16 protein-coding genes and 1 pseudogene are annotated in these 20,452 nt (G+C 67.4%); 10 read left to right on the forward strand and 7 right to left on the reverse strand.

Annotated elements, in window-relative coordinates; all coding sequences use genetic code 11:
* Positions 1-3: 3 nt before the first annotated feature.
* The 4 genes from glcE to proC all read left to right on the forward strand — a co-directional run bounded on the left by glcE (position 4) and on the right by proC (position 4,355).
* Positions 4-1,122: a glycolate oxidase subunit GlcE gene (gene glcE / locus G3N61_RS27805; protein ID WP_277405123.1), complete on the forward strand. Its 1,119-nt coding sequence runs from the start codon at positions 4-6 to the stop codon at positions 1,120-1,122.
* Positions 1,123-1,434: 312 nt separating this feature from the next.
* The gene (gene glcF, locus G3N61_RS27810) at positions 1,435-2,661 is read left to right on the forward strand and encodes a glycolate oxidase subunit GlcF (RefSeq protein ID WP_043189583.1); all 1,227 of its coding nucleotides are present in this window, start codon (positions 1,435-1,437) and stop codon (positions 2,659-2,661) included.
* A 131-nt stretch (positions 2,662-2,792) separates the two neighbouring features.
* Positions 2,793-3,491: a YggS family pyridoxal phosphate-dependent enzyme gene (locus tag G3N61_RS27815; RefSeq protein ID WP_043189643.1), complete on the forward strand. Its 699-nt coding sequence runs from the start codon at positions 2,793-2,795 to the stop codon at positions 3,489-3,491.
* Positions 3,492-3,542: 51 nt separating this feature from the next.
* Positions 3,543-4,355, forward strand: coding sequence for a pyrroline-5-carboxylate reductase (gene proC / locus G3N61_RS27820; RefSeq protein ID WP_205824082.1), 813 nt, complete (start codon positions 3,543-3,545; stop codon positions 4,353-4,355).
* Between the two features lie 145 nt (positions 4,356-4,500).
* Here the strand turns inward: proC and ubiA are convergent, their stop codons facing one another.
* The 7 genes and pseudogenes from ubiA to recG all read right to left on the reverse strand — a co-directional run bounded on the left by ubiA (position 4,501) and on the right by recG (position 12,445).
* Positions 4,501-5,364: a 4-hydroxybenzoate octaprenyltransferase gene (gene ubiA / locus G3N61_RS27825; RefSeq protein WP_205824083.1), complete on the reverse strand. Its 864-nt coding sequence runs from the start codon at positions 5,362-5,364 to the stop codon at positions 4,501-4,503.
* 274 nt (positions 5,365-5,638) lie between these two features.
* Positions 5,639-5,779 (reverse strand): annotated as a pseudogene (locus G3N61_RS27830) (DNA starvation/stationary phase protection protein); the annotation flags it as partial.
* Positions 5,780-5,977: 198 nt separating this feature from the next.
* A complete protein-coding gene (locus G3N61_RS40145) occupies positions 5,978-6,112 on the reverse strand; it encodes a hypothetical protein (protein ID WP_260865393.1) in 135 nt (44 codons plus the stop codon).
* Positions 6,113-6,214: 102 nt separating this feature from the next.
* Complete coding sequence (gene katG, locus G3N61_RS27835) at positions 6,215-8,401, reverse strand: catalase/peroxidase HPI (protein WP_205824084.1); 2,187 nt, start codon at positions 8,399-8,401, stop codon at positions 6,215-6,217.
* Between the two features lie 120 nt (positions 8,402-8,521).
* Complete coding sequence (locus G3N61_RS40150; RefSeq protein ID WP_260865392.1) at positions 8,522-8,650, reverse strand: hypothetical protein; 129 nt, start codon at positions 8,648-8,650, stop codon at positions 8,522-8,524.
* A 394-nt stretch (positions 8,651-9,044) separates the two neighbouring features.
* Complete coding sequence (locus G3N61_RS27840) at positions 9,045-10,004, reverse strand: hydrogen peroxide-inducible genes activator (RefSeq protein ID WP_043189592.1); 960 nt, start codon at positions 10,002-10,004, stop codon at positions 9,045-9,047.
* Positions 10,005-10,129: 125 nt separating this feature from the next.
* Complete coding sequence (recG, locus tag G3N61_RS27845) at positions 10,130-12,445, reverse strand: ATP-dependent DNA helicase RecG (RefSeq protein WP_205824085.1); 2,316 nt, start codon at positions 12,443-12,445, stop codon at positions 10,130-10,132.
* A gap of 167 nt (positions 12,446-12,612) precedes the next feature.
* Between recG and queA the strand changes: the two genes are divergently transcribed.
* The 6 genes from queA to G3N61_RS27875 all read left to right on the forward strand — a co-directional run bounded on the left by queA (position 12,613) and on the right by G3N61_RS27875 (position 20,445).
* On the forward strand, positions 12,613-13,680 hold the full coding sequence (queA, locus tag G3N61_RS27850) for a tRNA preQ1(34) S-adenosylmethionine ribosyltransferase-isomerase QueA (protein ID WP_043189597.1): 1,068 nt from the start codon (positions 12,613-12,615) through the stop codon (positions 13,678-13,680).
* Positions 13,681-13,842: 162 nt separating this feature from the next.
* On the forward strand, positions 13,843-15,030 hold the full coding sequence (gene tgt / locus G3N61_RS27855; RefSeq protein ID WP_089449928.1) for a tRNA guanosine(34) transglycosylase Tgt: 1,188 nt from the start codon (positions 13,843-13,845) through the stop codon (positions 15,028-15,030).
* 233 nt (positions 15,031-15,263) lie between these two features.
* Positions 15,264-15,587, forward strand: coding sequence for a preprotein translocase subunit YajC (yajC, locus tag G3N61_RS27860; protein ID WP_006476868.1), 324 nt, complete (start codon positions 15,264-15,266; stop codon positions 15,585-15,587).
* Positions 15,588-15,693: 106 nt separating this feature from the next.
* Complete coding sequence (gene secD, locus G3N61_RS27865; protein ID WP_043191129.1) at positions 15,694-17,715, forward strand: protein translocase subunit SecD; 2,022 nt, start codon at positions 15,694-15,696, stop codon at positions 17,713-17,715.
* Between the two features lie 17 nt (positions 17,716-17,732).
* Positions 17,733-18,683, forward strand: coding sequence for a protein translocase subunit SecF (gene secF / locus G3N61_RS27870; protein ID WP_043191131.1), 951 nt, complete (start codon positions 17,733-17,735; stop codon positions 18,681-18,683).
* A gap of 205 nt (positions 18,684-18,888) precedes the next feature.
* Positions 18,889-20,445 carry a S41 family peptidase gene (locus G3N61_RS27875; protein ID WP_205824086.1) on the forward strand — a complete coding sequence of 519 codons (1,557 nt, stop codon included), beginning with the start codon at positions 18,889-18,891 and terminating at the stop codon, positions 20,443-20,445.
* Positions 20,446-20,452: the final 7 nt, after the last annotated feature.

The following is a 20,452-nucleotide window of genomic DNA, read 5'->3' on the forward strand; positions in this document are numbered from 1 at the left end:
GGCCTGTTCGAGCAGGCCGGCGGCGGCACGCTGTTCCTCGACGAAATCACCGCGCTGCCGCTCGTGCTGCAGGAAGCGCTGCTGCATGCGCTCGATTCGCAGAACTTCATGCGGATCGGCGGCACCAAGGACTGGTACGGCCAGGCGCTCGAGGGCGAAATACTCGACACGCGCGCGTTTCAGGGCGTCGTATCGTACGACCCGGCCGAACTCGTCGTCACGGTCCGCGCGGGCACGCCGCTCGCGCAGCTTGAAACCGTCCTCGCCGAGTGCGGCCAGATGCTGCCGTTCGAGCCGCCGCACTTCGGCCGCGCGGCCACCGTCGGCGGCTGCGTCGCGGCCGGCCTCGCGGGCCCGCGGCGCGCTACCTGCGGCGCGCCGCGTGATTTCGTGCTCGGCGTCACGCTGATGAACGGCCGCGGCGAAATGCTGCGCTTCGGCGGGCAGGTCGTGAAGAACGTCGCCGGCTACGACGTGTCGCGGCTGATGGCCGGCGCGCTCGGCACGCTCGGGCTGATGCTCGACCTGTCGATCAAGGTGCTGCCGATGCCCGTCGCCGAAGTCACGCTGAAGTTCGAGATGACCGCGACCGACGCGGTACGCAAGCTCAACGAATGGGGCGGCCATCCGCTGCCCGTCAGCGCGAGCGGGTGGCGCAACGGCACGCTCGTGCTGCGCCTGTCGGGCGCCGAGGCGGCCGTGAAATCCGCGAAGACGCAGCTCGGTGGCGAAGTCGTCGACGCGGTCGAGGCCGAGCGTTTCTGGGCCGGCCTGCGCGAGCATACCGACCCGTTCTTCAACGGCATCCCGCCCGGCTATGCGCTGTGGCGCCTCGCACTGCCGTCGATCACCGAACCGATGCACCTGCCGGGCACCCAGTTGATGGAATGGGGGGGCGCGCAGCGCTGGTGGATCACCGACGCCGATGCACAGACCGTGCGGATGAGCGCCAAGCAGGCCGGCGGACATGCGACGCTGTTCCGCGCGGGCGACGCGTACGACCGCAGCGCGGGCGTGTTCACGCCGCTCCCCGCCCCGATGATGAAAATCCACCGCGGGCTGAAGGCCGCGTTCGATCCCGCGCGCATCTTCAACCGCGGCCGGCTCTACCCTGATCTTTAGGGTCTGTTTACCTATGGAATGCACATGCGAATGCCCGAAATCGCTCGTAGGGCAAGAAGTGAGGAGCGCCGTTTGGCCGAGCCAAACGCCCCGGAGGAAGTCCCCTTGGGGGACAAGCGACGAGCGACGCCGCCATACGGGCGATTTCGGGCATTCCCGTGGAATGGACTTTTTAATTAGGGGTTGCCACGAGAACGGCCGCTCGCCGCGTTGCGCTCCTTGCGAATACGTCAGTATTCGCGGCGTCACGCGCCTCGCGAGCGGCCGTTCTCGTGGCAACGCATGCGCATTCCATAGGTAAACAGACCCTAAATGCAAACGAACCTCGCCGATTTCATCCGCAATACGCCCGACGGCGACGAGGCCGACGCGATATTGCGCAAGTGCGTGCATTGCGGGTTCTGTACCGCGACCTGCCCGACCTACCAGTTGCTCGGCGACGAACTCGACGGCCCGCGCGGCCGGATCTACCTGATCAAGCAGATGGTCGAAGGCGCGCCCGTCACGCGCAGCACGCAGCAGCACCTCGACCGCTGCCTCACGTGCCGCAGCTGCGAGACGACCTGCCCGTCCGGCGTCCAGTATGGCCGGCTCGTGGAGATCGGCCGCAAGCACGTCGAGGCGCAGGTGAAGCGCCCGGTCCAGCAGCGGCTCGTGCGCCGCCTGCTCGCGAGCCTCGTGCCGAACGAGGCGTTGTTCTCGCCAGTGATGCGGCTCGGCCAGCACGTGCGGCCGCTGCTACCGAAGCGGCTGCGCGACAAGGTGCCGCCGCGCACGCGGCTGCTCGAATGGCCGCACCTCACGCATACGCGCAAGATGCTGATGCTGGGCGGCTGCGTGCAGCCGTCGATGCTGCCGAACATCAACATCGCGACCGCGCGTGTGCTCGACGCGCTCGGCATCGAGACGGTCGTCGCGCCCGATGCGGGCTGCTGCGGCGCGATCCGTCTGCACCTGAACTATCACGACGAAGCGCTCGACGACGCACGCCGCAACATCGACGCGTGGTGGCCCCATGTCGAACAGGGCGTCGAGGCAATCGTGATGAACGCGTCGGGCTGCGGCGCGACGGTGCTCGAATACGCGCACCTGCTGCGCGACGACCCGGCCTACGCGGAAAAGGCACAGCGCATCGTGTCGCTCACGCGCGACATCTCCGACGTGCTGCTCGCGTTCGAGGCCGAGCTCGCGACGCTCGCGCGGCGCCGCGCGATCCATACGGTCGCGTACCACCCGCCGTGCACGCTGCAGCACGGCCAGCAGTCGCGCGGCAAGGTCGAGCGCCTGCTCGAGACGCTCGGCATCGACGTGCGGCTGCCGGCCGACAGCCATCTGTGCTGCGGCTCGGCCGGCACCTATTCGCTGACGCAGCCGTCGCTGTCGTACCGGTTGCGCAAGCAGAAGCTGCTGAAGCTGCAGGCGCTCGAACCGCAGATGATCGTCTCCGGCAACGTCGGCTGCATCGCGCACCTGCAAAGCGGCACGCAGATTCCGGTCGCCCACTGGATCCAGCTCGTCGAGCATCTGCTGTACGGCTAGGGCCGGTTCATGCGAATGACGGATCGGCGCTGGGCCTCGCGCGCGGCGTCCGTATAATGGGCGAATCGATGCGTCGCGTGCCGCGGCGCATCCGCACCATGCCCGCTTTCGTGCCTGCTTTCGTGTCCGTCATGTCCGATCTCGCCGCCCGTCTCGAATCCGTTCATCACCGCATCGCCGACGCCGCCCGCGCGGCCGGCCGCGATCCCGCCACCGTGTCGCTGCTCGCCGTCTCGAAGACGTTTCCCGCCGACGACGTGCGCGCCGCGCATGCGGCCGGGCAGCGTGCCTTCGGCGAAAACTACGTGCAGGAATCGATCGACAAGATCGACGCGCTCGCCGACCTGCGCGCCAGTCTCGAATGGCATTTCATCGGGCCGCTGCAATCGAACAAGACGCGCCCGGTGGCCGAACGCTTCGACTGGGTCCATTCGGTCGACCGGCTGAAGATCGCGCAGCGCCTGTCGGAACAACGTCCCGCGCACCTGCCGCCGCTCAACGTGTGCGTGCAGGTGAACATCAGCGGCGAGGCGTCGAAGAGCGGCGTCGCGCCGGCCGACGTGGCCGAGGTCGCGCGCGCGGTCGCCGCGCTGCCGTCGCTGCGGCTGCGCGGCCTGATGGCGATTCCCGAACCGGCCGGCGACACCGAAGCGCAACGCGCGCCGCATCGCGCGCTGCGCGCACTGTTCGACACGTTGCGCGCCGACGGCCTGCCGCTCGACACGCTGTCGATGGGCATGTCCGCCGATCTCGATGCGGCCGTGCTCGAAGGCGCGACGATCGTGCGCGTCGGCACCGCGATCTTCGGCGCGCGCGATTACTCGCACTGAACACCGCACCCTTTACGCCCTACCGTTCACTCACTCGCTCAATCGGACATCATGAAAATCGCATTCATCGGCGGCGGCAACATGGCCGCAGCCCTGATCGGCGGCCTGATCAAGCGCGGCGTCGCCGCTGACGGCCTGTATGCCATCGACGTCAACGAAGAAGTGCGCGCGCGCGCCGCGCAGCAGTTCGGCGTGCGCACCGGCGCGGCCATCGACGCGACGCTCGCCGACTACGACGCGGTCGTGCTCGCGGTGAAGCCGCAGGTGCTGAAGGACGTCGCGCAGGCGCTCGCGCCGCACCTGAAGGCGCAGCTCGTGATCAGCATCGCAGCCGGCATCCGCGGCACGGATCTCGCACGCTGGCTCGGCGGCTACGACCGCATCGTGCGCACGATGCCGAATACACCCGCGCTCGTCGGCATGGGCGTGACGGGCCTCGCCGCGCTGCCGGGCGTCGATGCGACGGGCCGCGAACTCGCGTCGAACGTGCTCGGTGCGGTCGGCGAGATCGTGTGGTTCGACGACGAGTCGAAGCTCGACGCCGTCACGGCCATTTCGGGCAGCGGCCCGGCCTACGTGTTCTATTTCATCGAAGCGCTGCAGGAAGCCGCGCGCCAGCTCGGCATGAACGACGAACAGGGTCGCGCTCTCGCGGTCGCGACGTTCACGGGTGCCGCGCAACTCGCCGCGCAATCGGGCGAGCCGGCGAGCGTGCTGCGCGAACGCGTGACGTCGAAGGGCGGCACGACGGCCGCCGCGCTCGCGTCGTTCGACGCGCAAGGCGTGAAGGACGCGATCGTGCGCGGTGCGCTCGCGGCCGAAGCGCGCGCAAAGGAAATGGGCGACGAGCTCGGTCGCGCGTAAGCGCACCGGCGGTACCGGCCCGGTGCTTTCTGCGCCGCACGGGCCGCCCCTCTGCCTTGCTCGACCAACAAAAAAAAGCGGCCCAGGCCGCTTTTTTTGTTGCCGCGATCCGCACGACATGACGCCGGCGGACAGATCGGGAAGCTCAGCTCCCTGCCAGCAGGTAATGCACGGCAATGCCCGCGAACAGCACGCCACCGAGCCAGTTGTTGTGCCGGAACGCCGCGAAGCACGGCATCCGCTCGCGGTCCTTGATCAGCGCGTAGTGATACAGCGCGCAGCCGACCGCCGCCGCCCAGCCGGCCCAGTATGCGAGGCCGAAGCCCAGCGTCACGCCGATCCACACGTAGATGCCGAGCGTCACTGCGTAGCACAGCATGACGGCCGCGACGTCAAAGCGGCCGAACGTCAGCGCGGACGTGCGGATCCCGATCTTGATGTCGTCATCGCGATCGACCATCGCGTATTCGGTGTCGTACGCGACCGACCAGAAAATGTTCGCGATCAGCATCACCCACGCGATCGTCGGCACCGTGTCCTGCACGGCCGCGAACGCCATCGGAATGCCGAAGCCGAACGCGATGCCGAGATACGCCTGCGGAATCGCGAAGAAGCGCTTCATGAACGGATACGAGCCCGCGACGAACAGCGCGACGACGGACAGCTGCTTCGTCAGCGTGTTGAGTGGCAGGATCAGCAGGAACGAGATGAAGGCGAGCCCGACCGCGATCGCGATGGCTTCCCACGCGCGGATCTTGCCCGACGTCAGCGGCCGGTCGGCCGTGCGCTTCACATGACGGTCGAAATCGCGGTCGGCGTAATCGTTCATCGCGCAGCCGGCCGAGCGCATCAGCAGCGTGCCGAGCGAGAAGATCACGAGCAGCGGCCAGCGCGGATGGCCGTCGGACGCGATCCACAGCGCGTTGAGCGTCGGCCACAGCAGCAGCAGGCTGCCGATCGGCTTGTCCATCCGGACGAGCCGCAGATACAGGGGAAAGCGGGCAAGCATGGCGAAGCACCGGGAAGATAACCCCGGCATTTTAGAGCCGAGCGGTGCTTCGCGTCATGTCGGTGCGGCTGGCGGGCGGCAACGGCCGGACACCAGCGCGCTGCGCGTGCCCGCTGCACATGGCCGAGCCGCAAAGCGCATCAATCAAGGGACAGAGCCGGCATACGCGCGGCTCCGTCGGACGCACCGGCCTGCGCTCGACCCGATGCATACGGATCAATCAGGGCCGGAGCAGCGCGCGAGGGCTTCTGCCAGCCTGCCGCGCGTTGCACGGCTACGCGAGCAGCGACCGCGGCATCCACGCGGGTTTTTCATGCGTGCGCAAGCGCTGCGTCAACAGGTCGGCGGTCGGCTCGTCGCTCGTCGCATCAGCGAGCGGGAAGATTGCGCGCACGGTGCGTACGACCGCCTCATGCCAGGCCTTCTGCGATCTTCTTGCGATGCTTGTCGCTGATGCCGATGTCGATCCGGGCAGCGGGAGTCTTCCCGAATATGCTCCGGACTCCTTATTCAATGAACCGGAGCAATGAAAGCGAATCGGGTACCTGCCTGTCTACACCGCACCGCCCGCACGCAGTGCTCGCCACTACGCGTGGCGCGTGAAACGCCGCGCTCAGGCGATCGCGTGCAGCGCCTGCGACGCCAGTTCGGCCGCACCGCCGATGACGATCGCGAATCCGACTACGTACCGCGCGATCTCGGCCGGCGCCGCCAGTGCGGCGCGCATGTTCAACTTCATTTGCGTCATGATCGTCACTCCTTCAACGAAACCCAGGGTCAGGGAGAAACGGCCGGCTGGATGACCGGCCGTTTCCCGTTACTGCATTACCGCACTACTGCGCGGCGATGCTCACGCGAGGTCGAAGCGGTCGAGGTTCATCACCTTGTTCCAGGCCGCGACGAAGTCACGTGCGAACTTCTCCTTCGCATCCGCGCTGCCGTACACCTCGGCCAGCGCACGCAGTTGCGCATGCGAGCCGAAGATCAGGTCGACGCGCGAGCCGGTCCACTTGACCTTGCCCGTCGCACGATCGCGCCCTTCGAACACGTCGTTCGCGGCCGACACCGGCTTCCATTCCGTGCCCATGTCGAGCAGGTTCACGAAGAAGTCGTTCGTCAGCGCTTCCGGACGGTCGGTGAACACGCCGTGCTTCGCATCGCCGGCGTTCGCACCGAGCACGCGCAGGCCACCGACGAGTGCCGTCATCTCGGGCGCGCTCAGCGTCAGCAGTTGCGCCTTGTCGACCAGCAGTGCCTCGGCCGGCGTCTGGTAGGCATGCTTCAGGAAGTTGCGGAAGCCGTCTGCAACCGGCTCGAGCACGGCCATCGCTTCGATGTCGGTCTCTTCCTGCGACGCATCCCCACGGCCCGGTGCGAACGGCACCGTCACCGCGACGCCCGCGTTCTTCGCGGCCTGCTCGACACCGGCCGCACCGGCCAGCACGATCAGGTCGGCGAGCGACACCTTCTTGCCGCCCGTCTGCGCGTCGTTGAACGCCTTCTGCACGCCTTCGAGCGTCGCGAGCACCTTCGCGAGTTCGGCCGGACGGTTCACTTCCCAGTCCTTCTGCGGCGCGAGACGGATACGCGCACCGTTTGCACCGCCGCGCTTGTCCGAACCGCGGAACGTCGCAGCCGACGCCCATGCGGTCGACACGAGCTGCGACACCGACAGGCCCGATGCGAGCACCTTCGCCTTCAGCGCCGCGACGTCGGCGTCGTCAATCAGCTTGTGATCGACGGCCGGGATCGGGTCCTGCCACAACAGATGCTCGGCCGGCACGTCCGGGCCGAGATAGCGGGCACGCGGGCCCATGTCGCGGTGCGTGAGCTTGAACCAGGCGCGCGCGAACGCATCGGCGAACTCGGCCGGGTTCTCGTAGAAGCGGCGCGAAATCTTCTCGTAGGCCGGATCGAAACGCAGCGACAGGTCGGTCGTCAGCATCGTCGGACGATGCTTCTTCGACGGATCGAACGCATCCGGAATCACGTCGCCGGCGTCCTTCGCGACCCACTGGTGCGCGCCGGCCGGGCTCTTCGTGAGCTCCCATTCGTAGCTGAACAGGTGCTTGAAGAAGTCGTTGCTCCACTGCGTCGGCGTCGACGTCCACGTGACTTCGAGGCCGCTCGTGATGGCATCCTTGCCCTTGCCCGTGCCGAACGTGCTCTTCCAGCCGAGGCCCTGCTCTTCGAGGCCCGCGGCTTCCGGCTCGGCGCCGACGTTCGAGGCCGGACCGGCGCCGTGCGTCTTGCCGAACGTGTGGCCGCCCGCGATCAGCGCGACCGTCTCTTCGTCGTTCATCGCCATGCGCGCGAACGTCTCGCGGATGTCATGCGCGGCGGCGACCGGGTCGGGGTTGCCGTCCGGGCCTTCCGGGTTCACGTAGATAAGGCCCATCTGCACCGCGGCGAGCGGGCTTTCGAGGTCGCGCTTGCCCGAGTAGCGGCTGTTCGGGCCGCCGCTCAGTTCCAGCCAGATCTTTTCCGAACCCCAGTACACGTCGTCCGGCTCCCACGTATCGACGCGGCCACCGGCATAGCCGAAGGTCTTGAAGCCCATCGATTCGAGCGCGACGTTGCCGGTCAGGATCAGCAGGTCGGCCCACGAGATGTTGCGGCCGTACTTCTGCTTGATCGGCCACAGCAGCCGGCGCGCCTTGTCGAGGCTCACGTTGTCCGGCCAGCTGTTCAGCGGCGCGAAGCGCTGCTGCCCGCCGCCCGCGCCGCCGCGGCCGTCGGCCGTGCGGTACGTGCCGGCGCTGTGCCAGGCCATGCGAATGAACAGGCCGCCATAGTGGCCGAAGTCGGCCGGCCACCAGTCCTGCGACGTCGTCATCAGCGCGTGCAGGTCCTTCTTCACCGCCGCAAGGTCCAGCTTCTTGAACGCTTCGGCGTAGTCGAAATCCTTGTCCATCGGATCGGACAATGCCGAATGCCGATGCAGGATGTTCAGGTTAAGCTGATTCGGCCACCAGTCCTTGTTCGTCGTGCCGCCACCAGCGGTGTGGTTGAACGGGCACTTCGTTTCGTTCGACATGCGATTTCTCCTTGGCTTGCTCATATGACTCCACCCGTTCGCTCCGGCGGCATGCCGGGCGCGGTTGGCGGAGTGTCATTGCGGGGATGGGAAACGGAACAGGTTGGTCCTCCTGTCGTACTACGGGATGTCGTGCGTGGCCTGTGACGCGCGCTCCCGCTGCGATGCACCGCAGGCGGGACGCTCGGGGAACCGGCTGCCGGCAGGCGTCGTGCCGGCGCTGCGGACGGTATTCCAGCTTTCGGACATGCGATGCTCCCTCATGGCTTGACGGCGGGTGATGCGGGGGAACACTGAACCCGCGCGAGGCGGCGTTCAGCCACCATACACACGGTCCGCCAGGTACGCGAACGCAATCGGACGCAGGCTGCGAACCGCCGCCCTGGCGCGATGTACGACCGCGTCGCGCGACGGGATGTTCCGCTGCGCGCGCTGCAATACCGACTGCATCATGACACCCTCCTTTGACGCTTGCATTCGACGTGTGGATCAGTCGTCGACTTCGCGCCGATCCATGGTGAGGATTCTATTTTGATCTATTGAATTATTGAATTTGATAAATTTCATCTATGCGATAGAGAAAAATAAACGGGGTCGCAAGACCCCGTTCATCGTGCTGCCACATGTGCATGCTGCAGCGTGCTCAGTTCATCGTCGCCGGCATGTCGAGCTTCGCGACGCCCGGCAGCTCGCACGCGGAAATCGCGTCGCTGATCGCGTCGATCGCGGGCATCCGCGTGAAGCTCTTGCGCCACACGAGCACCACGCGGCGGTCGGGCACCGGCTCGTTGAACGGCACGTACGACAGCAGTTCGGCATCGGGGCCGTTCGCGCGCGGGCCAACCTCGGCAACCGACATCCGCGGCAGCACGGTGATGCCGACACCGCTTGCGACCATGTGGCGGATCGTCTCCAGCGACGAGCCCTCGAAGGTTTTCTGGATGCCGTCGGCCGTCTGCGAGAAGCGCATCAGCTCCGGGCACACGCCGAGCACGTGATCGCGGAAGCAGTGGCCGTTGCCGAGCAGCAGCATGGTTTCCTGCTTCAGGTCCTCGGCGTCGATTTCCTCGCGCTTCTCCCACGGATGGCCGGCGGGCAGCGCAACGACGAACGGTTCGTCATACAGCGGGCGCACCATCAGGCCGGTTTCCGGAAACGGCAGCGCCATGATCGCGGCGTCGATCTCGCCCTGCTTCAGCAGTTCGAGCAGCTTCAGCGTGTAGTTTTCCTGCAGCATCAGCGGCATCTGCGGGACCCGCTGGATCATCTGCTTGACGAGCGTCGGCAGCAGATACGGCCCGATCGTGTAGATCACGCCCAGGCGGAACGGGCCGACCAGCGGATCCTTGCCCTGCTTCGCGATCTCCTTGATCGCGAAGGTCTGCTCGAGCACGCGCTGCGCCTGCGTGACGATCTGGTCACCGATCGGTGTCACGCTCACTTCGCTCGCGCCGCGTTCGAAAATCTGCACGTTGAGCTCGTCTTCGAGCTTCTTGATCGCCACCGACAGCGTCGGCTGGCTCACGAAGCATGCTTCGGCCGCGCGGCCAAAATGCCGTTCGCGCGCGACCGCGACGATGTATTTCAATTCAGTCAGCGTCATTGTGGGTCAATCAGAGATATACAAGCGATAGGTTTAATTTATACACCCTGTGACACCGGTTCGCCAAGTTTCTCTGCATCGGAATGCTTCAAACGGCGGTTTGAAATCCGGTTCCGACCCGCGGATCAGGCCTTCAGATACTGCTCGCGCGCGCCGAGCCAGCGTGCGAGATGCTGCGTGACGATCTCGGGATACGCGGCAATCAGCCGCGTCGCGGCTTCTCGGGCCGGATCGATCAGCCAGCCGTCGGTCTCGAGGTTCGCAAAGCGCAGCATCGCCGCGCCCGACTGGCGTGCGCCGAGGAATTCGCCGGGGCCGCGGATCTCGAGGTCGCGCCGTGCGATCTCGAAGCCGTCGGTCGTCTCGCGCATCGTCTTCAAGCGCTCGCGGCCCGTGAGCGACAGCGGCCCCGTGTACAGCAGCACGCACACCGACGCCGCGGTGCCGCGCCCGACCCGGCCGCGCAGCTGGTGCAGCTGCGCAAGGCCAAAGCGCTCCGCGTGCTCGATCACCATCAGCGACGCGTTCGGCACGTCGACGCCGACCTCGATCACGGTCGTCGCGACGAGCAGCTGCACGTCGTTGCGCGTGAACGCTTCCATCACGGCCGCCTTGTCGGCCGGCGACAGCCGGCCGTGCACGAGCCCGACCTTCAGCTCCGGGAGCGCGGTGGCCAGCGTCTCGTAAGTCTCGACGGCCGTCTGCAGCTGCAGCGTCTCGCTCTCCTCGATCAGCGGGCACACCCAGTAGACCTGGCGCCCGGTCAGCGCGGCCTCGCGTACGCGGGCGATCACCTCCTCGCGCCGCGCATCGCCGACGAGGCGCGTCAGCACGGGCGTGCGGCCCGGCGGCAGCTCGTCGATCGTCGAGACCTCGAGATCCGCGTAATACGTCATCGCGAGCGTGCGCGGAATCGGCGTGGCCGACATCATCAGCTGGTGCGGCTGGAAGTCGCGCGCGCCGTTGGCCGCATTCGCGGCCTTCGCGCGCAGCGCGAGCCGCTGCTCGACGCCGAAGCGGTGCTGCTCGTCGACGATCACGAGGCCGAGCCGCGCGAATTCGACGGTGTCCTGGATGATCGCGTGCGTACCGATCACGAGCTGCGCGGTGCCGAGCGCGGCCGCCTCGATCGCCGCGCGCTTCTCCTTCGCCTTCAGGCTGCCCGCGAGCCACGCGACCGTGACGCCGAGCGGCTCGAGCCACGCGCGCAGCTTGCGCGCGTGCTGTTCCGCGAGAATTTCGGTGGGCGCCATCAGCGCGGCCTGGTAACCGGCGTCGATCGCCTGCGTGGCGGCCAGCGCTGCAACGACCGTCTTGCCGCTGCCGACGTCGCCCTGCAGCAGGCGCTGCATCGGGTGCGCGAGCGTGAGGTCGTTCGCGATCTCGTCGACGACGCGCCCCTGCGCGCCCGTCAGCGTAAACGGCAGCGCCGCGTAGAGCCGGGTGGTCAGCGCATCGGCATCGCTCGCGGTGCGGCGCGGCATCGCGGGCGCCGCACGCGTGCGGCGCTCCTCGTGCGCGCGCTTGAGCGACAGCTGCTGCGCGAGCAGCTCCTCGAACTTGATGCGCGTCCACGCCGGATGCGAGCCGTCCATCAGCGCGGCTTCGTCGGAATCGACGCGCGGGTGGTGCAGGATCCGCACCGCCTGCTCGAGCGACGGCACGTCGAGCGGCTTCAAGTAATCGCGCTGGATCTCGGGCGGCAGCAGTTCGGGCAGCGGCGTGCGCTCGACCGCATTCTCGATCGCCTTGCGCAGATAGGCCTGCGACACGCCGGCCGTGCTCGGATAGACGGGCGTGAGCACCTGCGGCAGCGGCGCATCGGCTTCGACGACGCGCACCGCCGGATGCACCATCTCCATCCCGAAGAAGCCGCCGCGCACGTCGCCGCGCACGCGCAGCCGCTGGCCGACGGCCATCTGCTTGACCTGCGAGCCGTAGAAATTCAGGAAGCGCAGCACGAGGTGCTCGCCGTCGTCGTCCTGGATCTTCACGACCAGCTGGCGGCGGGGCCGGTACGCGACCTCGTTGTCGAACACGACACCTTCGGCCTGCGCGATACCGCCCGGCAGCAGCTCGCCGATCGGCGTGAGCGTGGTTTCGTCCTCGTAGCGCATCGGCAGATGCAGCACGAGATCGATCGAACGCGTGAGGCCGAGCTTCGCGAGCTTGTCGACGGTCTTCACGGGCTTGTCGGCGGCCGGCTTCTTCTTGCGCTTCGCGCCGGCCGTACCCGCTGCGTCGGTCGCGGCGGCGTCATCGGCATCGGCCGCGGCGGCGGCCGGCTGCGCGAGCCTGCCGTCAGCGCCGCGCTTCGGGCCAACCCGACGCGGGGCGGCGCACTCCGCCGCGTCTTGAGCGGGCGGCGCGGCATCCTCCGCGTCGAACGGATCGGCGGAATCGGCAACTGCAGCGGGGGAACGGCGTGGTGACACAGGCATCGGATCGTCTGGGTGCTTCGCAAGGCAAGTACAATAGCGGCTTTCACGTCGTCCGAACGAACGACGCCGGCCAGGCCGCGCATCCCGTCATCATAGCGGCTCGCGCGCCCCATTTACGCGTTTCCGCCCTGCCGGCGACGCCCGCCGGCCGCTTCGAACCAGCCCGCATGTTCACGCTTTCCGATTTCGATTTCAATCTGCCGCCCGAGCTGATTGCACAAACCGCGCTGCCCGATCGCACCGCGAGCCGCCTGCTCGAGGTGGACGGCACCGTCGCGCCCGCGCGCCTCGTCGACCGCCATTTCACCGAACTGCCGTCGTGCATCGCAGCCGGCGACCTGCTCGTCTTCAACGATACCAAGGTGTTGAAGGCGCGTTTCTTCGGCCAGAAGGCCAGCGGCGGCAAGATCGAAGTGCTGATCGAGCGCGTGACGGGCACGCACACGGCGCTCGCGCAGATCCGCGCGAGCAAGTCGCCGGGCGCCGGCACGACGCTGCGGCTCGCCGATGCGTTCGACGTGACGGTCGGCGAGCGCGTCGAGCCGTTCTTCACGCTGAACTTCCCCGCGCCGTGCCTCGACCTGATCGAGCAGTTCGGCCGCCTGCCGCTGCCGCCTTATATCGAGCACGATCCCGACGCGACCGACGAGACGCGCTACCAGACCGTCTACGCGAGCAATCCGGGCGCGGTCGCCGCGCCGACGGCCGGGCTGCATTTCGACCAGCCGATGCTCGACCGGCTCGACGCGATGGGCGTCGAACGCGCGACGCTGACGCTGCACGTCGGCGCCGGCACGTTCCAGCCGGTGCGCGTCGACAACATCGCCGAGCACAAGATGCACAGCGAGTGGTACGACCTGCCGCAGTCGCTCGTCGACCGGATCGCCGCGACCCGCGCACGCGGCGGCAATGTGATCGCGGTCGGCACGACGTCGATGCGCGCGCTCGAAGCCGCCGCGCGCGCGGCCGACGAAGCGGGCCGCCCGCTCGCGGCCACGCAGGCCGAGACCGACATCTTCATCACGCCCGGCTATCGTTTCCGCGTGGTCGACCGGCTGGTCACGAACTTCCACCTGCCGAAATCGACGCTGCTGATGCTGGTGTCCGCATTCGCGGGCGTCGAGACGATCCGCGCCGCGTACCGGCACGCGATCGACGAGCGCTACCGCTTCTTCAGCTACGGCGACGCGATGCTGCTCACGCGCCGCGACACGCCGGAGGCGCCGCGCGCGTAAGCGCGGCATGCACGACGGCCCACGCACCGCGCGGCCGCCGTGCCCCGTTTTCCCGCCGCGCGCGCTACGATGGCGCGCACCCGTTTTTTCACCGCCGCCGGTATTCCGGCGGCGCTTCCAACATGCGCCGGACTGTTTTCCGGTAGCAAGGAGAATGACGCGATGACCGAAGGTTCATCCCACGATACGCACGCTTCCGTGCAGGACCGCCCGGCGAACGGGCTCGAATTCGAACTGCTGACGACCGACGGCCACGCGCGCCGCGGCCGCGTGAAGCTCAACCACGGCGTGGTCGAGACGCCGATCTTCATGCCGGTCGGCACTTACGGCACCGTGAAGGCGATCCAGCCGCGCGAGCTGCACGAGATCAAGGCCCAGATCATCCTCGGCAACACGTTCCACCTGTGGCTGCGCCCGGGCCTCGACACGATCGACGCGCACGGCGGCCTGCACGGCTTCATGGGCTGGAACAAGCCGATCCTGACCGACTCGGGCGGCTTCCAGGTGTTCTCGCTCGGCGACCTGCGCAAGATCACCGAGGACGGCGTCACGTTCGCGTCGCCGATCAACGGCGACAAGCTGTTCCTGTCGCCGGAAGTGTCGATGCAGATCCAGAAGGTGCTGAACTCGGACATCGTGATGCAGTTCGACGAATGCACGCCGTATGCGACCAACGGCGTGCCGACCACGCACAAGGAAGCGGCCGACTCGATGCGGATGTCGCTGCGCTGGGCGAAGCGCTCGCTCGACGAGTTCGACCGGCTCGGCAACCCGAACGCCCTCTTCGGGATCGTCCAGGGCGGGATGTTCGAGGACCTGCGCGACGAATCGCTCGCGGGGCTCGCCGAGCTCGGCTTCCACGGCCTCGCGATCGGCGGGCTGTCGGTCGGCGAGCCGAAGGAAGACATGATGCGCGTGCTGCGGCACGTGGGCCCGAAGCTGCCGGCCAACAAGCCGCACTACCTGATGGGCGTCGGCACGCCGGAGGACCTGGTCGAAGGCGTCTCGAACGGCATCGACATGTTCGACTGCGTGATGCCGACCCGCAACGCGCGCAACGGCTGGCTCTTCACGCGCTTCGGCGACGTGAAGATCCGCAACGCGACGCACAAGAACTCGCTGAAGCCGCTCGACGCGAGCTGCACGTGCTACACGTGCCAGAACTTCTCGCGCGGCTACCTGCATCACCTGCATCGCGTGGGCGAGATCCTCGGCGCGCAGCTCAACACGATCCACAACCTGCACTACTACCTGCAGCTGATGAGCGAGATCCGCGACGCGATCGAGACCCATACGTTCGACGCGTTCCGCCAGCGCTTCGCGGAGGATCGCGCGAGAGGGGTCGACTGACGGGCCGGCGGCCCGCACCGCGGCTCGTCACATGGGACGCGTACTAAATAACGCGTCCCGACTGTCGAACCCGACCGCCAAATATTACAATTGCCTTTCCAAACAAGTCGCAACGGTATCGGTTCGCGCTTTAACAGCTTGATCCGAAAGCGCATTTGCCGATCCGTTTGCGCATGGGGCCGGTGGTAGAATAACCGGCTTATTTTTCGATCTTCCCTTACGGAGAGACCAACGTGCCGTTCATTTCCAACGCGTTCGCACAAGGTGCCGGTGGCGCCGAATCGAGCCTGATGAGCTTCCTGCCGCTCATCCTGATGTTTGCCGTGCTCTACTTCATCATGATCCGTCCGCAGATGAAGCGTCAGAAGGAGCATCGCAACATGCTCGCGGCCATGGCCAAGGGCGACGAAGTCGTCACGAGCGGCGGCCTCGTGGGCAAGGTGACGAAGGTCACCGAAGGCTACATCGGCGTCGAAATCGCCGAAGGCACCGAAATCACCGTGCAGAAGGCTGCCGTCACGACCATTCTGCCGAAGGGCACGATCAAGTCGCTGTAAGGCTTTCACCGAGCGTCCGGCTCCCCGCGCCGTGCCCGCCTGAGAGAGCGGGCCGCCGCGGCGCCGGACGCGACGCTTTCACGCCAACCACCCGTTCGGCTCCCTCATGAATCGTTATCCACTCTGGAAATATGTCGTGATGGTCGTGGCGCTCGCCATCGGCCTTCTGTACACATTGCCCAACTTCTTCGGCGAAGCGCCGGCGGTGCAGGTGTCGAGCGGCAAGGCCACGGTCAAGCTCGACTCGACCACGCTGACCCAGGTCGAATCGGCGCTCGCCTCCGCGCAGATCACGCCGGACGACGTCACCTTCGAGAACACGGCGACCAACGCGAACATCCGCGTGCGCCTGAAGGACACCGATACGCAGCTGCGCGTCAAGGACCTGCTGCAGAAGTCGCTGAACGCCGACCCGAACGATCCGCAGTACGTCGTCGCCCTGAACCTGCAGAGCGCGTCGCCGCGCTGGCTGACCGCCCTGCACGCGCTGCCGATGTATCTCGGCCTCGACCTGCGCGGCGGCGTCCACTTCCTGCTCCAGGTCGACATGACGGGCGCGCTGACGAAGAAGCTCGATTCCGACGCGTCCGACGCGCGCACGCTGCTGCGCGACAAGAACATCCGCGACGGCGGCGTCAGCCGCGTCGACCAGTCCGTGGTCGTCAATTTCAGCGACGCGCAGACGGCGGAAGACGCCCGCAAGGTGCTCGCGCTGTCGATCACCGAACTGCAGTGGGCGACCCAGCCCGGCGGTGGCGGCACGCAGGTCGTCGGCACGTTTACGCCGGCCGTGCAGAAGTCCGTCGAGGACGCCGCGCTCAAGCAGAACCTGACGACGCTCCACAACCGCGTGAACGAACTCGGCGTGTCCGAGCCGATCCTGCAGCAGCAAGGCAGCGACCGCATCGTCGTCGAACTGCCGGGCGTGCAGGACACCGCGAAGGCGAAGGACATCATCGGCCGTACCGCGACGCTCGAAGCACGCCTCGCCGACCCGATCAACACGCACCCGAACCCGAACGATCCGGTGCCGCCGGGCGAAGAACTGTTCACGCAGGGCATCCAGGCGCCCGTGCTGCTGAAGAAGGACGTGATCTTCACCGGCGACCGCATCATCGATGCATCGGCCGGCTTCGACGAACACCAGCGTCCGTCGGTCAACATCCGCCTCGACTCGGCCGGTGGCCGCGCGGTGCGCACGGTGTCGCGCGACAACATCGGCAAGCCGATGGCAATGGTGCTGTTCGAGAAGGGCAAGGGCGAAGTGCTGACGGTCGCGACGATCCAGTCGGAACTCGGCGACCGCTTCCAGATCACGGGCCAGCCGACGCCGCAGGCCGCGGCCGACCTCGCGCTGCTGCTGCGCGCCGGTTCGCTCGCCGCGCCGATGGACATCATCGAGGAACGCACGATCGGCCCGAGCCTCGGCGCCGACAACATCAAGATGGGCGTCCACTCGGTGATCTGGGGCTTCTGCGCGATCGCCGTGTTCATGATCGCGTACTACATGCTGTTCGGCGTGGTGTCGGTGATCGGCCTGTCGGTGAACCTGCTGCTGCTCGTCGCCGTGCTGTCGCTGATGCAGGCGACGCTGACGCTGCCCGGTATCGCCGCTATCGCGCTCGCGCTCGGTATGGCGATCGACTCGAACGTGCTGATCAACGAGCGCGTGCGTGAAGAACTGCGCGCCGGCCAGCCGCCGCAGCTCGCGATCCAGGCCGGCTACGCGCACGCCTGGGCGACGATTCTCGACTCGAACGTCACGACGCTGATCGCCGGCCTCGCGCTGCTCGCGTTCGGTTCGGGCCCGGTTCGCGCGTTCGCGATCGTGCACTGCCTCGGTATCCTGACGTCGATGTTCTCCGCGGTGTTCTTCTCGCGCGGGATCGTCAACCTCTGGTACGGCGGCCGCAAGAAGCTGAAGTCGCTCGCGATCGGCCAGGTGTGGAAGCCGGAAGGCGCCGCTGCCGGCGCGTCGTTCACCGACGCCGACGAATCGACCGACACGGCACGCGCCGCGAAGCTCGCCGCCCCCGCGAAGAGCAACGCGCCGCGCGCCGGCAAGCCGCAGCTGCGCAATCGCGCGCAGCAAGGCGTGTCGCCGAAGAAACCGGGCTCGACCCAATAAGGCCCCGGAGACGAATCATGGAATTTTTCCGCATCCGTAAAGACATTCCGTTCATGCGGCACGCGCTGGTGTTCAACGTGATCTCGCTGGTCACGTTCCTCGCCGCCGTGTTCTTCCTGTTCCACCGCGGGCTGCACCTGTCCGTCGAATTCACCGGCGGGACGGTGATCGAGGTGCAGTACCAGCAGGCCGCGGAACTCGAACCCGTGCGCGCGACGCTCGGCAAGCTCGGCTACGCCGACGCGCAGGTGCAGAATTTCGGCACGTCGCGCAACGTGCTGATCCGCCTGCAGCTGAAGGAAGGCCTCACGTCCGCGCAGCAGAGCGACCAGGTGATGGGCGCGCTGAAGGCGCAGAGCCCGGACGTCACGCTGCAACGCGTCGAGTTCGTCGGCCCGCAGGTCGGCCGGGAGCTCGCGACCGACGGCCTGCTCGCGCTCGCGTGCGTCGTGATCGGCATCGTGATCTACCTGTCGTTCCGCTTCGAGTGGAAGTACGCAGTGGCCGGCATCATCGCCAACCTGCACGACGTCGTGATCATTCTCGGCTTCTTCGCGTTCTTCCAGTGGGAGTTCTCGCTGGCGGTGCTCGCGGCGATCCTCGCGGTACTCGGCTACTCGGTCAACGAGTCGGTCGTCATCTTCGACCGGATCCGCGAAACGTTCCGCCGCGAACGCAAGATGAGCGTGCAGGAAGTGATCAACCACGCGATCACGACCACGATGTCGCGCACGATCATCACGCACACGTCGACCGAAATGATGGTGCTGTCGATGTTCTTCTTCGGCGGCCCGACGCTGCACTACTTCGCACTCGCGCTGACGGTCGGCATCATGTTCGGCATCTACTCGTCGGTGTTCGTCGCGGGTTCGCTCGCGATGTGGCTCGGCATCAAGCGCGAAGACCTGCTCAAGGAAAAGAAGACCGCGCACGATCCGGACGATCCGAACGCAGGCGCACAGGTTTAAGCGCCACGCTGCTTCGGCACAGACGACAAGCCGGCCCGGTTGGGCCGGCTTTTTTCATGGCTGCGCCACTGCCGTGCATCGCGCCGCCCGCTCGCCCTGCGCCGTCGCGCGCGTCGGCTACAATCGTGACCGTCCCGCCGCGCCGCCTGCCGGCCGCGCGTCGGCGGGACAGCACCTTCGCCCTCCGTTCAAACGTGCGGTCCCGATGATGCCTCCCACGCGTGTCGTACTTCGCCTTGCCGTTTGCGCAGCCGTCACGGCCGCGCTCCTGCCGTGCGTGTCGCCCGTCGGTGCGCAGCAGCCGGCGGCCCCGCCGCCCGCTTCCGCTTCTGTTTCCGCACCCGGCGCCGTCTCGCCCGCCGCCCAGCCGCCTTCGCCCTGCCCGCCCGACTGGGAGCCGCAGATCTGCGAGCTCAAGGCGGCGGTGGAAGTCCTGAAGCGGCAGCACCTGACCGACGTCGACATCGGCGCGCTGCTCGACGCAACGACCCACGCAGGAATCAAGACGCTGCCGTACGCGCGGTTCTTCGACGCGAAGGAGGAGCAAGAGCGCCGCGACGACGAACGACGCGCGCGCGACGGCACGCCCGGCATCGGCATCGTGTTCGAGACGCGGCCCGACGGGCTGCACATCGTCGACGTGATTCCCGACGCGCCCGCGGAACAGGCCGGCGTGCGCCCCGACGATCTCGTCGTCGCGATGAACGATACGAGCGTCGTCGGCATCGACCCCGCCGACCTGGCCAAGCTCTCAAAGGGCGACGCGGGCGTGCCGCTGAAGCTCACGGTTCAGCGCGGCCCGTCGCACGCGACGCTGAGCTTCGCGCCCGTGCGAAAGATCCTCAAACCCCATCCGGCGACCGCGAAGCGGCTCGACGGCGACATCCTGTACACGCGGCTGTCGAGCTTCCCGGAACCGGCGGTCGGTGACTACATCGACACGGTGCAGGCCGCGCGCCGCGCGGGCCCGCCGGTGAAAGGCCTGATTCTCGACCTGCGCATCAACGGCGGCGGCGCAATCAATGCGGCGATCGGCATCATCGCGCTGTTCGCGGGCCGCGACCGCACCGCGATGGTGACGGTCGAGCGCGGCGACGCCAACCGCCGCCGCTACACGACCAACTGGCCCGACTACGAACTACCGGTCATGCGCGGGCAGGATCCGCTCGCGCCGCTGCAGGCCGACGACTGGTGGCGCACCGTGCCGCTCGTCGTGCTCGTCGACGGACAGAGCGCATCGGCCGCCGAAGCGACTGCGGCCGCGCTGAAGGATCTCGGCCGCGCGAAGCTGCTCGGCATGCCGACCTACGGCAAGGGCCTCGCGCAGACGGGCGTCGACCTGATCGACGGCACGCGCCTGAATTTCACGTATGCGCGCAACCTGCGGCCGAACGGCTGCCCGATGGACGGCTACGGCGTCGTGCCGGACTGGCTCGTGCCGCCGCGCCGCGACTCGGACGTCGACGGCGTGCTGCTGTGGTACCGGGAAGCCGACCTCCCCCGTGCGCCGTATGCGGACCTGCTGGCGCCCGATCCGTTCGCGAAGGGGCGCAAGGAACGGCAGAAGCTACGCGAGCAGCGCGCGCTCGCGAAGATCGATACGGCGAAGAGCGCGGCGCTGCCGCAGCGCGTGTTCGGCACGGCAACCGACTGGCAACTCAGGCAAGCGCTCGCCGCACTCGCCGGGCGCCCCGTGCAGACCGTCGAAACCAAGCCGCAACTGATGCCGGCGCAGCCCGTGTGCGAGCGCGTCGGCAACTGACGCGCGC

This window comes from Burkholderia sp. Ac-20349 (genome assembly GCF_017104865.1).
Lineage (GTDB): Bacteria > Pseudomonadota > Gammaproteobacteria > Burkholderiales > Burkholderiaceae > Burkholderia > Burkholderia aenigmatica.

What these genes read in the sequence shown, in the direction of transcription:
- glcF (WP_043189583.1), top strand. Translation starts at nt 1,435, where the DNA reads ATGCAAACGAACCTCGCCGATTTCATCCGCAATACGCCCGACGGCGAC.
- G3N61_RS27815 (WP_043189643.1), top strand. Translation starts at nt 2,793, where the DNA reads ATGTCCGATCTCGCCGCCCGTCTCGAATCCGTTCATCACCGCATCGCC.
- proC (WP_205824082.1), top strand. Translation starts at nt 3,543, where the DNA reads ATGAAAATCGCATTCATCGGCGGCGGCAACATGGCCGCAGCCCTGATC.
- ubiA (WP_205824083.1), bottom strand. Translation starts at nt 5,364, where the DNA reads ATGCTTGCCCGCTTTCCCCTGTATCTGCGGCTCGTCCGGATGGACAAG.
- G3N61_RS40145 (WP_260865393.1), bottom strand. Translation starts at nt 6,112, where the DNA reads ATGACGCAAATGAAGTTGAACATGCGCGCCGCACTGGCGGCGCCGGCC.
- katG (WP_205824084.1), bottom strand. Translation starts at nt 8,401, where the DNA reads ATGTCGAACGAAACGAAGTGCCCGTTCAACCACACCGCTGGTGGCGGC.
- G3N61_RS40150 (WP_260865392.1), bottom strand. Translation starts at nt 8,650, where the DNA reads ATGTCCGAAAGCTGGAATACCGTCCGCAGCGCCGGCACGACGCCTGCC.
- G3N61_RS27840 (WP_043189592.1), bottom strand. Translation starts at nt 10,004, where the DNA reads ATGACGCTGACTGAATTGAAATACATCGTCGCGGTCGCGCGCGAACGG.
- recG (WP_205824085.1), bottom strand. Translation starts at nt 12,445, where the DNA reads ATGCCTGTGTCACCACGCCGTTCCCCCGCTGCAGTTGCCGATTCCGCC.
- queA (WP_043189597.1), top strand. Translation starts at nt 12,613, where the DNA reads ATGTTCACGCTTTCCGATTTCGATTTCAATCTGCCGCCCGAGCTGATT.
- tgt (WP_089449928.1), top strand. Translation starts at nt 13,843, where the DNA reads ATGACCGAAGGTTCATCCCACGATACGCACGCTTCCGTGCAGGACCGC.
- secD (WP_043191129.1), top strand. Translation starts at nt 15,694, where the DNA reads ATGAATCGTTATCCACTCTGGAAATATGTCGTGATGGTCGTGGCGCTC.
- secF (WP_043191131.1), top strand. Translation starts at nt 17,733, where the DNA reads ATGGAATTTTTCCGCATCCGTAAAGACATTCCGTTCATGCGGCACGCG.
- G3N61_RS27875 (WP_205824086.1), top strand. Translation starts at nt 18,889, where the DNA reads ATGATGCCTCCCACGCGTGTCGTACTTCGCCTTGCCGTTTGCGCAGCC.